Source organism: Mucilaginibacter gossypiicola (genome assembly GCF_900110105.1).
Classification (GTDB): domain Bacteria; phylum Bacteroidota; class Bacteroidia; order Sphingobacteriales; family Sphingobacteriaceae; genus Mucilaginibacter; species Mucilaginibacter gossypiicola.
This window is the reverse complement of record NZ_FOCL01000004.1, coordinates 459,872-472,574: the sequence shown is the minus strand read 5'-3', so window position 1 is coordinate 472,574 and position 12,703 is coordinate 459,872. Positions and strand designations below refer to the sequence as shown.

The following is a 12,703-nucleotide window of genomic DNA, read 5'->3' as shown; positions in this document are numbered from 1 at the left end:
TCAAACATTTGCTTTTGAACTAATGAACGAAAATTTAGATATTAACAGTAGACAATACCTCTTTTCAGCACATCTGCGCTCAACAGATCGTTATTATTAACTGGCCGGTCATCGTATTGTATGCAGAATGTCATTTACAACCTGGCTGTTTGATTTTGCCTTATCCAAGCTCTTAAAATTCGTGAGTCATTGATCATCAGCCCAAATTTGCCGACAAAATTCCCCACAGTTTCCCAATAACTAACTGATGTTGCCAATTTTATTTTGCCTTGCGGATATAGAGACTGCCAAAAGTAGTTTTCATCAATAATTCGGGACCACCGCCGGCAATTTTTCCGTAAACCCAATCCTCCATCTTCAGGCTGTACATTCCTTTTTCACCTGTATTTTTGGTAACAACCGGTTTGCGCTGTTCAGTAACCACATCAAAATCGGTAAAAATATCGCCCTGATCTGATTTTAATTTCACATTAGCCTTAAGGCTTGCCGGAAAAGTAACATCAACCTTACCGTTAAGTGTTGAAAAAGCCATAGCCGCTTTAGCATCAATACTTTTAAAAGTAACTTCTACATTGCCATTAACCGTGTTGGCTACAACAGATCCTGAAATATTGTTCAGTTTAATATAACCGTTAACATTCCTGATTTCCAGATCGCCGTTTAGATTTGAGGCATTGATATTACCATTATTTACGGTCGACAGCTTTACACTGGTACTATTCATGGGGACTTTAATAGTCAAATTAGTAGTTTTATTGGGGCTGCCATGAATATTTACCTGGTTATTATTTTCCTGTGCCTGCACGTCTAAATTATTCCCGGCAAATAAACGCTTCATTCCTCCGGGAGCTGCCTCTTTTTCACGATGCTTCCTTTCTTCACCCTGGGCATCAATAATAATATCTTTACCCTCATAGCCGGTCACTGTTATTGAACCATTAACCAAACTTATATCCAGCTTATAAGGTTTCCCCGGCTCGCTCAAAGGCACAACCAGCTGCCCTTTATCTTCCTGTGCCCAAAGCCTCGCGCTCAGCAGCACAGTTAGCATCAATATTCCTGTAAATCTTATCGTTTTCATGTTTTTATCTTTTATTGTTGTTTTTTGATATAAATATTTCCATTGAGGGTTTCAAACTTAAACAGCTTCCCTCCTGCCCCTATACGCACGCCATTGTTTTTACTGAGTTTATAAGTTGTACCTGCACCACTTTTTGATTCGGTTTTACTTACCCGGGTAGGCAAGACTTCGGCATCCGCAAAATCAGTATAAAACTGGCCGTTCATGCTTTTAAATTCCAGATCGGCAGCTAAATTGGCCGGGTAAGTTACTTCGAGCTTCCCGTTAAGCGTATAGTAACTTGAAGCATCCGGCGGTACCGACAGGTAAGTTACGCTAAGCGGTCCGTTGATGGTATGTGCACTGGTTGTGCCTTTAGCATTGGCTATAGTAATACCACCATTTACGTTATTAACTTTTAAGGCGCCGTAAACATCTTTAACTTCAACATTACCATCGTTTACTGTAGATACGCAGAGGTTCATGCCGTAAGGCACTTTCACCGTGTATTCCAGTTTTACGGTATAGTGAACATGCCTGTGCTCCTCGTCCCTGTTCCAATTGCGGCGCGGGCGACTGTCATAAGGCTCAGCTGTGTAAGCAATTATGCTATCAGCTTTCTGTTCAAATCCCAGTTTAAATTCCTTTTTACCTTGCTCCACATCAGAAGACTCGTTACCCCTGATGGTTTCGTCTATCTCGATAGATACCTGGTTGCCTGAATACCCCTGCACATTTATGGATCCAAAAACATTGTAAATAGCCAGGGTGGTACCTGAAGCCGTTCCCTGTAAGGTAAACTGCTTGCTAACATGCTCTTTATAATCCTGGGCTTGGGCCGAAATTTGGGCAAGGCACAGCCCCAGACCTGTTAAAACAGGCATTAATGATCTTTTCATGATTTGGTTTATTTTTTAAATAAGTTGGGTTATTGTTTGTTTGATTTTATCGCGTACGCCATGATCAAGGTCTTTTTGTTTCAATAGCTCCCTGAATGAACCCACCGATCTTTTTTCCTGCAGTTTAAGCATCACATCAGCAATGGCCAGTTGCATCAGCGGCGAATCTTGCTCAACTATTGATTTGATGAGGCCTTCCCTTACCTCCGCGTGACCGGCAAGATGAGTCAATGCATCAAGTGTGCTCAGGCGTACATTTACATTAGGATCGTTATTTAGCGTAGCTAATAAAGCATCTATCACCTGCTTATCGGCATGTTTGATCTCACTGGTATAGCTTACCCCCCTGATCCGTTCAGATGCCGAAGGATTTTCAAGCAGGGCCAGCATCATGGTTTGTTTAAGCTCGTGTACCTGCGAGCTTAAGGCCTTTAACTGTTTATCCTGATCATCGCTTTTATTTTTCCCAAAAAACAGGTAGCCAGACCCCACTAAAATAACAACCATTGCCAGGTTATAGGCCATTGGCCAGCGTGGCTGCCACTCCCATATGCGGCTTATGTGGTATTTGATATCGGCCCATAAACTCCTTTGCTCTTTTACAGATTCTTTATAAGTATCAAGCATCGCGTAAAACTTCACACTCATATTGGCCGATGGTTCGGGCGTTTCAATTTGGCCCATATGGCCCCATAGCTGCTGCAAAGCCTGCAACTCATTGCGGCAACTGTCGCAGCCCGATATATGTTGTTCCAGCGCCCCCTTTTCTTCGGCACTTAATTCTTTGTTTATCCAACCGGTAAACAGTTCTTCATATAGCTCACATTTCATCTTATACTGTTTTATCGTTCCATTTTCACATAAATACTTTTAAGCTCCTGCATGGCCCGGTGAATGCGCACTTTTACTGTACCTTCGGTCATGCCCAATATTTCAGCTATCTCCTGGCATTTTAACTCCTGAAACCGGCTCAGGGCCAAAATCTCCCGCTGACTTTCACTTAACTTTTCCATGGCCCGGTGCAGCTCGGCCTTGGCTTGCTTTTTTTCAAAAGCTTCGTCGGGTACCAGTCCCCCGGCTATGGTTTCCGCAGCTTCCACACCCTCGTGCTGTACCTGCTGTTTGTTTTTGCGCCAGTGATCTTTCAAAACATTGCGTGCGATGGAGTACATCCAGTGGATATATTCGCCGGTACCGGTAAAGGTATGCCGGTATTTAAGCATCTTATAAAACACCTGCTGCACCATATCTTCGCTCAGTTCGCGCTGATAGGTCATGTGAAACAGAAAGCCATACAACTGCCGATTGTAGCGTTCAAAGAGCATACCCATCCTGTCAAGGTCGCCGGCTTTCACCTTTAGCATAATGGCATTGTCTGTAAGCGTGTTCAATCAGTTTGTAATTATGTAATATACCTTAAGTACTTCGGCGGCAGAAAATGGTTACAGAAAATTTTTATTTTTTTTCGGGAGATGTTATTGCAGATCAAACTTAACAGAAATTTAAACCAAAAATACAATTGGTTTGAAGCGTTATTAACTAACTTTATGTCAACAATTAAAACCATAAGATCATGACTACCACCGAAGTAGCAGAAAAATTAGTACAGTATTGCCGCGAAGGCCAGCATACCCAGGCTATTGATGAACTTTATGCAGATAATATTGTGAGCCGTGAACCGAAAGGTTCGCCAATGGAATTAACCGAAGGTAAGGAAGCAGTTAAAGGCAAAACGGAATACTGGTATGCCTCGGTACAGGAAGTGCACAGCGGAGAGGTTTCTGACCCGATAGTTACCGGTAATTTTTTCTCGGTAACCATGGATATGGATATTACTTACAAAGAAGGCGGCCGTATGCCGATGAACGAAATAGCCGTTTATGAAGTAAAAGACGGAAAAATTATAGCCGAGCAGTTTTTTTATAACATGGGCTAAGAGCACCTAACCAATAATAAGCAACAAAGGCCTTCGCTCTCCGCAAAGGCCTTTTGTTATTTACCAGGGATAGCAAAAATTAAAAAGTGGTCATGTTGTACATTTCAATTTGCTGACCGGTATTGCTTGAACCGCCATACCAGTGATTGGTGCCAACAAAGTAATACCAGTTGTTCCAGTAGGTGCCGCTGTTGTTGGTAAGGGTGAATTTATATGTCCCATCCACATAAAAATCAACCTGGTGCACGTTGCCCGAACGGGCCTGGCATTTAAAAGTGTGGTAGCCGTTGTCGCCAACAGATATTACCTGGGTAATGTACTGCCCGCCTCCCTGTAAATACCCTTTCAGGGCATTATCATTCAGGGTTTTCACGAAGCCCATTTCGTTACCATTCCATTGCGAAACGTTATCGCACAGGAAAACTGCCTGCTCACTTGCCGAACTGGAAGCGCTTGTCCCCCCTTTAAAGCAACCATTAAACTGCAGTCCGGTAGCGTTTTGCCCTGTGCTTTGTTGTGCAGCATCAATATCGGTGCTACAATTCCCTACGGGAATAGCTATACCGTTAGTCCCCGAAATGTTATAGGGCGCTCCATTACAGGTTCCCCATAAACTAAAACCGCTTTGAGGTACAGCGGCCCGCGGCGCGGTGGTGTTGCCATTGGTAGCGGCGGGCTTGCTTGCGTCTTTGCTACATGCCGATACCAGGGTTAAAAGCAGCAACGAGCTGCCAAACATCAGTTTGCTTAATTGTTTTTTCATAATTTGATTTAATTAATTGGTTTTAATAATTAACTAAAGCTATGCACATCAATAAACTTACAATTACACTGGCATTTCATTTAAGTACACCATAATTTCAAAAAATGTATATATCCATAAAACAAAAACGGGAGGCTCTTTTGAACCTCCCGTTTCCGGATTGTATTAAAAAATATTTTATTCCATTGAGCGGATGATACCCAGTTCAAGGCCTCTCAACTCGGCAAGGCCACGCAGCCTTCCGATGGCAGAATAACCGGGGTTGGTTTTCTTTTTCAGATCATCCAGCATCTGGTGACCATGATCGGGGCGCATTGGGATGCTTAATTTACGTTGCTTCATTACCTGTACCAATTCTTTCACCACCGCATACATATCCACATCACCTTCCAGGTGGTTATCTTCATAAAAATCGCCAAATCCATTTCGGCGGGTACTGCGCAAGTGGATGAAATTGATCCTGTCGCCAAATTGTTTAACCATGGCAGGCAGGTCATTATCCGGCCTTACACCGTATGATCCGGTGCAGAAACATAAACCATTGTTTAACGAAGGTACGGCTTCAATAAGCGCGTTAATATGTTCGGCAGTACTTACTACCCTTGGCAGGCCCAAAATAGCATATGGCGGATCATCGGGGTGGATCACCATTTTAACATTGTGGGCATCTGCAACGGGGATGATCTCGCTCAGAAAATAAATGAGGTTTTCCCTTAACCGCTTGGCATCAATACCATCGTAAGCAGCCAAAGCTTCCCTGAATTTATCCAGTGTGAAACTTTCCTCACTGCCTGGTAAACCTGCTATTATATTACGCTGCAGTAATTGTTTATCATCCTCCGTCATGCTGTCAAAACGGGCTTTGGCGCGGTCAAGTTCATCGCTGGTATACTCCCATTCGGCACATGGCCTTTGCAGCATGAATACATCAAAAGCAATAAAGGCGGCTTTTTCAAAGCGGAGTGCTTTGGAGCCATCTTCAACGGTAAAGCTCAGATCGGTGCGGGTCCAATCGAGTACCGGCATAAAGTTATAGGTAACGATATGGATACCACAGGCTGCTAAATTTTGCAAACTTTGCTTGTAGTTTTCGATATATTGCTGATAATCGCCGGTTTGGGTTTTGATAGCCTCATGTACGGGTACACTTTCCACTACGTCCCAGGTAAGGCCGGCCGCTTCGATAATCGCTTTGCGTTCGTTGATAGCCTCAACTGTCCATACCTGGCCATTGGGGATTTGGTGCAGGGCACTTACTACGCCGGTACATCCGGCCTGCCTGATATCGGCTAAACTCACAGGATCATTGGGGCCATACCAACGCATGGTGTTGACCATGCTGAAAGTATTGCTTGTATTGGTATCACTCATTTTATATCGTAGGTTTAATATGCAAATACAGGAGTGTTCAATTTTAAAAGTGTGAACACTTCAAAAAAACTCAATACTGACAGTCAACAACTTAAGTGTTCAATAAATCACAACAAATAATCAACAACCTGATATACAGAAATTTAATATCTGCCAGTATATTTAATTGAACACGTGTTTTAAAAAGTTGAACACTGACAAAACAATGTCAGTAAAACAATGTCAGACCGCAATTTATTACGCGCCAATAATCGTTATATTTTTTTAATCGCCTAACAGTTAATTGCAAATTATTTTGTGATATGATAAGTGTTGTATTGAACTTACATCGTCGCGCTCTTGGCCGCGCGAGGGCCAGTTACTTTTTTCGCCAAAAAAGTAACCAAAAAGGCTTGCAGCAGAAAGGCTTCTTTGCACACAAGGCCTCTACCCTGCAAAACGGTCAGAACCACGGGCTGCAATTATTTTGCCCTGCTTCGCACCCACTCACCTCTGCTTCTGCAAAAACTTGCTATGCCCCTGCAACCGCACATTCCCGGCATTGTTCTGACCGTTTTCACCCGAAGCTGATCTGCTGCGAAAAAAAATACGTTTTAATATGTGTATGAATACGAACGCAGGATGACAAATTAAAAATGGGTGTCATGCTGAGCCTGTCGAAGCATGGTGGGCAAGGCCTCTGCGCGCGCCCCTTCGACAAGCTCAGGGCGACACCCACCCTTTTTGTTTATGCCCAATCAAAATCAACCACCCTGCCGTTCAGTTTCCATTTGGTGGGTGTTAATGTTTCCATCCAATCCAATGGCTGCCCCAGCGGTTGTACTTTTGCCGCCTGTGCAAAGGCTGTTTTAACAGCTTTCTTTTGTTCTTCGCCCATAGCTTCCGGCTGGCCTGAAATAAACAGCGGCGCACCGCTCTCAGCTAATAATTGCAGCCACTGCTTGTTCCTTTTCCATGCAATATCGGTAGTAAGGCCTACGCAATCACCATCTACTGCATAAAATGCATTATGTTGCGGCAGGCGAAAAGCCAGCGTGTTAACACCCATCTTACGGGTGCGCTCCCATTCATGACCACTGGTATCATCGCCTATGCGGCACATTTCAAATACGCCAGCCGAAAGGTGGCTCATCGTATTACACCCTATCACATAAATGCCATCGCCTGCTGCTTCACGAATAGAGCGGTACAGGTGCAGGATAATCTCGGCATTGGTCTTGCTTCTGTCGTTAAAATGCCAGTTTGGCGCGGTGAAACTATTCTTCATATCAAAACCCCACCGACCGGCTATATCATAGGTTGTAAAATCATGTTTTACCATTTCATAACCCCATTGCTTATACACATCAAAATTATGCTGGATGCGGGCTATGTTTTCAGGAATAGTAGGATCAAGCACCGGATTTTTCGGATCACTCCTGCCCGGGATCTTCGGTGCCAGCAGGCTGGCTTTTTCGTCATGCCTTGCACAAAGCGGACGCATCCACAGGCCTGGGCGCATACCTAATTTTTTGATCTCATCGCCAAGGGCATGCATATCTTTAAACTTATCGTTTGGCTTCGAGAAATCATCGTTCCAGCCGCCATCGCCGGGTAACAACGGCGAATAGGTAGCCCAACCTGCGTCAATAACAGAAAAAGGTTTATTGCTATGATCTGTAACCAGTTCGGCCATCATGGCCGTTGTCTTTTTGATTAGCTCTGCCGAATTATTGCCATAGGCAAAATACCAGTCGTTGATACCATATACCGGTTGTTTTGGAATACGCGGTTTTTCGCACATCATTTTACAAAAGCGATGGGTTGCAGCAAAAGCATCCTCCCCTGTTTTAGCATTGGCAGTTATAACATCAGCAGCGTGCAGTTGCCTGTCGCCCAGCAATACGCCTACCCCGCCCGAGGTTGTATCTAAAGTAAGTTCGATATTATCGGCATTAACAGCCCACCAGCAAATACTGTTAGCGCCAGTTTTTACGCCGAAGCAAGCGGTTTGTTTATCATCATGGATAATTACATACCAGGGATTTTTAGCACCTGTTGCTATGGTTTTCCATTGCAAATCGCCATACGAGCGTTCCCAATGATCGCCCAGGAACTTAGCCGAAGCGGCAGTGTTATGTTTCCATTTCAACCTTACTGCATTTAATTCCTGCTTTGGCGATGAAACATATACGCCAAGCCCATTGTCATTAGTTTTAAGGTTTACGCTGATATCTTTATTGCTATAATGCGATCCGTTTGAAGCAGTGAGTCTAACCCAATCTGCGCCGGATTGGGCCCAAACCTCGTCGGGAGTATTCATTATAGCAGCCCCGTTTGAAGCCGAATAAGTAAGCCTGCTGAAAAGCATTGCAGCCGCAGTGGTTGCAGAAATTTTAATAAAATGCCGTCTTTGCATAGTTAATGTAGTTGCTGTGATTATCTGTTAAGGTAACATTTAAATTGGTTTACAACGTTACTAAAAGGATTAAGCAAAAACTAATACATTTTTGGATTTTTATTGGCATTGCATAACGCTCTCCTTTGGTAGGCTTTTGCCACGACGATCGGAGGCCGCTTGATAATTGCCGCTTGGCTGGGGTCCATACGTGTGGGGAAAATGAAAGTGTTTTGAAAAAACAAATAAAGACCATGTCATTGCGAGCGTAGCATGGCAATCTCGTAGCCAATGCATATTCGACCTGTATAGCTATGAGATTGCTTCGTCGTTCCTCCTCGCAATGACATATTTTTTACACGAACATGCCCTACAATTCGTCATTTCCCCAACACTTGTGAGCTGGAGCGAGGCGCTGGTATCCTTTATCCCTCAGCCCCAATAAACCACAAACTCTGTCTGCCTTTCTGCAACGGTTTTCAGTGAAAACTCAAAGCCATGGTTTAGCATGATCTCACGTACCAGGGTTAGGCCTATCCCCTGCCCGTCTTTTTTGGTGCTGAAAAACGGGGTGAATAGATTAGCCTGCTGCTCAGGGCTAATGCCTTTGCCCGTATCTGTGATCACCAGCTTTTTTTCTTTTGAGATGATGGTAAATGTTACCGATCCCTGGTCATCAATAGCCTCGATGGCATTTTTAACAATATTGATGAATGCCTGCTCCAGTTGCTGTTCGTCGGCCATTATTTTAACCGGCTCTTCGGGTAAGTTAAGCGCAAGCAATACCCCTTTTTCTTCGGCACGGATGCTCATAAGCTTCACAACGGACCCTATCAGTTTTTGCAATACTACAGGTTGCTTGTTGGCTTGAGGCAGCTTCACCAAATCGGCAAAGTTGCGCATGAACAGGTTGAGGTTTTGGTTCCTGTCCATTGCAACCTGCAGTGCATCTTTTATCGGGTCGAAATCATGGCCGGCCCAAAGCTGATCGGTTTTCATGGCCGATTGCATAATAGAGTTTACCGGCCCAATGGTATTATTTACCTCATGTGCCATCATCCTGATCACTTTGCCATAAACTTTCTTTTCGGCAGCAAGGATCTCGGCGGTCAAATCTTCGAGCATGATGAAGTGGCGCGAAAATCCACGGTCAATAAAATGTGATTTCTGCAATTTGAACGAATTGACGCCATCCAGCTTAACCACTTCCGTTTCGCCCGATTTAAGAGCTTTGATATGCCTGAAGATAGGGTGAGCGAGCTCTCCAATTAATTCACCAATCACGGCTTTTTCATCAATGCCCAAAACTTGCAAAGCTTTGGGATTGGCCTGCTGCACACGGTCGTCAAAATCAAGGATAATAATACCCGTTGGCGAGGTATGGATCAGCTTTTCTAAAAAGAAATGCTGCTGCTCCTGTCGTGTCCGTTCGGTTCTTAACTCGTCCATCATCTGGTTATAAACATCAATCAGCGCGTCAACCTCCAGCTTGCCGGTTGAAAGAAATTTCACATTAAAATCTTTGTCTTTTATAGCTTCAATACCCTGTAACAGCATTTTTAAGGGCAGAACAAGCTGGCGGTAAAGCTGTATCGCTACAACTGCCGAGATAAGAACAAAAGCCTCGGCTATGATAAAATAGATCTTATTGTCAATGAAAATAAACCATGCAAGCACCAGGGTAAGCAGGTGCAGGATCAGCACAAATAAAATGTATTTAGTCCTCAGCTTCATCGTACGGGATCTGGTATTTTTCGAGCCGCCGGTACAGGGCGCTACGCGTGAGGCCCAGCGCCGCCGCTGCTTTGCTTATTTTGTTTTTATGGTGATCTAATGCCCGCTTTATCATCTCCACTTCTACCTCTTCTAAAGTTAATGTACCTACGCCTGGCAACTGAATATTTCCTTTTTTAACAGGTGACAATTCCAGTTGCGACCGGAAATCATCGATACTCAACTCATCCCTACGGCTCACCAAAATAGAGCGCTCTACCAGGTTTTTCAGTTGCCTGATATTACCCGGTAAAGGTAACTGCTGCAACCATTTCATGGCCGATGCAGCTACTGATAAATTGGGCCGGTTATAGATCTGCTTTAAGTTATTAATAAAAAAGTCAACCAGCAAAGGAATATCTTTCGGCCGCTCGCGCAGGGCCGGCAGATAAACAGTGATGAGGTTGATGCGGTACAGCAAATCCTCGCGAAATGTACCCCGGGCCACCATCTCATTCAGGTTTTTGTTGGTAGCGCACACCACGCGGGTGTCAACCGTTTTTGTACGGCTGCTGCCCAGTACTTCATATGTGCGGTCCTGCAATACACGAAGCAGCTTTACCTGGCTGCTGGCGTCGAGATCACCTATTTCATCCAAAAAAATGGTGCCTTTGTTGGCCATTTCAAAACGGCCCATCCTGTCAAAACGGGCATCGGTAAACGCCCCGCGGATATGACCAAACATTTCGCTCTCAAACAGCGAAGTTGAAATACCGCCCAAATTCACTTTAATAAACGGCTTATTACGGCGCAGGCTATTCTGGTGAATGGCCTCGGCTATAAGCTCTTTCCCAGTACCGCTTTCGCCCATGATCAGCACCGAAGCATCGGTTGATGCCACGCGACCAATGGTTTCCAGGATATCAAGCATCCGTGCATCTTCGCCTACGATATTTTCAAAATTGTAGGTTTTATCCAGTTGTTTGCGGGTACGGTGTTCGGTCTTTTTATCCTGCAGATCCAGCAGGGTTTTCAACGACTGGATGAGATGCTCGTTAACCCAGGGTTTATTGATAAAATCATTAGCCCCCAGCTTCATTCCTTTTACCGCAAGTTCGATACTTCCCCAACCAGTAATCAGGATTACAGGAATGGTACTGTTAAAAGCCTTGATCTTTGCAAGCAGGTCCATTCCCTCCTGCCCCGATGTATCTATCGAAAAATTAAGATCGAGAATGATCAGCTCAGGAGCTTTTTTTTTAATGATCTTTAGAGCTTCAATAGGTTCATTGGCACTTACAGCATCATAGCCCTCACTTTTTAGCAGCAGGATAAGCGAGGTGCGTACGGCAATATCATCATCAATAACCAATATCATAACAGGCGGTCAATATCGTAATTATTCTTCGTGTAAAGCAACAGCGGGATAAATAGCCGCGGCCTGTTTGCCGGGGTAAAGTGAACAAATAAGCACTAACAGGTAAACAAACAGCACAGATAATAATATACCCTCGATATAAACAATTGCCGGCAAATCAAATACATTCAACAGCGGAAATTGGGCGGCAAAAAAAGTCCCGATTATAAGTGCCAGTGTTGCCAGGATCATAGATTCGGATACTAACTGAGCGGCAACCGATTTACCTGTAGCGCCAATTGCCCTGCGTAAACCTATCTCGCCCCGGCGCTTATTGATATTATACCACAACACGCCAAACAACCCGAGCGCTACGTTGATCACCAAAAATGCACTTACAATAGCCAATATAATCATAGGCACCAGCGCAAAATAATTGGCATCTGTTCGTTTATTGACAAGGTGTTCAATTTCAACGTTGGCGTTTTTCATGTAGTTGGCCATCGTTTTATAAAGTTTCCCTTCAAAGGCAGCATCGGCACCATGGTCAACTTTTACCAGTATTTTATCGAGCCAGCGAAATGAGCCTGTATCTGTTCTGAAATACATACCCGGTCCGGCTTTCAAATAATCGCCATTTCGTTTTATAGTTTGTATCACCCCAACTACCTTAAACTTGTTTTTATCATCATCATTGCCTAAAAGCTTACCAACGGCCGACTCCTTACCAAATGTGGCCTCCTTTAAGTCGGCATCAATGATAATGTGCTGATTTTTACTAACCACATCTTCCTTGTTAAACCAGCGCCCCTCTAATAAGGTTACATTCATTACTTTTTCATAATGATCTTCAACCGTAAAATTATTCAGATGCTGAACGTGTTTACCTCTAAATGTTAACCCGCTTTCGTTGGTTCGTGATGAAAACGGGATATTACCGCTCACAAAAGTGATTTCTTTTACACGCGGTAATGATTTTATTGTTTTGCGAAGCGTTTCATAATAAAGGTCGAGCGAGTCGACATTTTTTGTTTGGTATGAATTATTATAGTTGATCACCCATACATCCTGGTAGTCAAACCCCATCGGTTTTTTATAATTGTTGTAGTAGTACATCATCAGTGTAAATACCGCAAACAGTACCAGAAAGGATACCAGCATCTCGGTGATGAGCAGGAAGTTCTGCTTCTTTTTATTCCAGATGAGTTTAAATAAATGCTTAAACAT

11 protein-coding genes are annotated in these 12,703 nt (G+C 43.8%); 1 reads left to right on the top strand and 10 read right to left on the bottom strand.

Annotated elements, in window-relative coordinates:
- Nucleotides 1–259: 259 nt before the first annotated feature.
- Genes BMX50_RS15695 through BMX50_RS15680 form a run of 4 tightly spaced genes read right to left on the bottom strand, consistent with a single transcriptional unit; the run spans nucleotide 260 to nucleotide 3,350 of the window.
- Nucleotides 260–1,081 (bottom strand): DUF4097 family beta strand repeat-containing protein, encoded by an 822-nt coding sequence (locus tag BMX50_RS15695; protein WP_091211478.1) that lies wholly within the window; start codon nucleotides 1,079–1,081, stop codon nucleotides 260–262.
- 11 nt (nucleotides 1,082–1,092) lie between these two features.
- Nucleotides 1,093–1,959, bottom strand: a complete 867-nt coding sequence (locus BMX50_RS15690) for a DUF4097 family beta strand repeat-containing protein (RefSeq protein ID WP_091211477.1) — start codon at nucleotides 1,957–1,959, stop codon at nucleotides 1,093–1,095.
- A 15-nt stretch (nucleotides 1,960–1,974) separates the two neighbouring features.
- Nucleotides 1,975–2,790, bottom strand: a complete 816-nt coding sequence (locus BMX50_RS15685; protein ID WP_091211846.1) for a zf-HC2 domain-containing protein — start codon at nucleotides 2,788–2,790, stop codon at nucleotides 1,975–1,977.
- Nucleotides 2,791–2,801: 11 nt separating this feature from the next.
- Complete coding sequence (locus BMX50_RS15680; protein ID WP_208864721.1) at nucleotides 2,802–3,350, bottom strand: RNA polymerase sigma factor; 549 nt, start codon at nucleotides 3,348–3,350, stop codon at nucleotides 2,802–2,804.
- Between the two features lie 182 nt (nucleotides 3,351–3,532).
- On the opposite strand from BMX50_RS15680, the gene BMX50_RS15675 reads away from it, so the two are divergent.
- Nucleotides 3,533–3,895: a nuclear transport factor 2 family protein gene (locus tag BMX50_RS15675; protein WP_091211476.1), complete on the top strand. Its 363-nt coding sequence runs from the start codon at nucleotides 3,533–3,535 to the stop codon at nucleotides 3,893–3,895.
- Nucleotides 3,896–3,974: 79 nt separating this feature from the next.
- Here the strand turns inward: BMX50_RS15675 and BMX50_RS15670 are convergent, their stop codons facing one another.
- The 6 genes from BMX50_RS15670 to BMX50_RS15640 form a co-directional block, all read right to left on the bottom strand.
- Nucleotides 3,975–4,658, bottom strand: coding sequence for a hypothetical protein (locus BMX50_RS15670; protein ID WP_091211475.1), 684 nt, complete (start codon nucleotides 4,656–4,658; stop codon nucleotides 3,975–3,977).
- Nucleotides 4,659–4,835: 177 nt separating this feature from the next.
- The gene (gene uxuA / locus BMX50_RS15665) at nucleotides 4,836–6,029 is read right to left on the bottom strand and encodes a mannonate dehydratase (protein WP_167667946.1); all 1,194 of its coding nucleotides are present in this window, start codon (nucleotides 6,027–6,029) and stop codon (nucleotides 4,836–4,838) included.
- A 727-nt stretch (nucleotides 6,030–6,756) separates the two neighbouring features.
- Nucleotides 6,757–8,427 carry an alpha-amylase family protein gene (locus BMX50_RS15655; protein ID WP_091211473.1) on the bottom strand — a complete coding sequence of 557 codons (1,671 nt, stop codon included), beginning with the start codon at nucleotides 8,425–8,427 and terminating at the stop codon, nucleotides 6,757–6,759.
- 411 nt (nucleotides 8,428–8,838) lie between these two features.
- Nucleotides 8,839–10,140: a sensor histidine kinase gene (locus BMX50_RS15650; RefSeq protein ID WP_091211472.1), complete on the bottom strand. Its 1,302-nt coding sequence runs from the start codon at nucleotides 10,138–10,140 to the stop codon at nucleotides 8,839–8,841.
- Complete coding sequence (locus tag BMX50_RS15645) at nucleotides 10,124–11,497, bottom strand: sigma-54-dependent transcriptional regulator (RefSeq protein ID WP_091211471.1); 1,374 nt, start codon at nucleotides 11,495–11,497, stop codon at nucleotides 10,124–10,126. The genes BMX50_RS15650 and BMX50_RS15645 overlap by 17 nt, the downstream gene beginning before the upstream one ends.
- A 21-nt stretch (nucleotides 11,498–11,518) precedes the next feature.
- A complete protein-coding gene (locus BMX50_RS15640) occupies nucleotides 11,519–12,703 on the bottom strand; it encodes an ABC transporter permease (RefSeq protein WP_091211470.1) in 1,185 nt (394 codons plus the stop codon).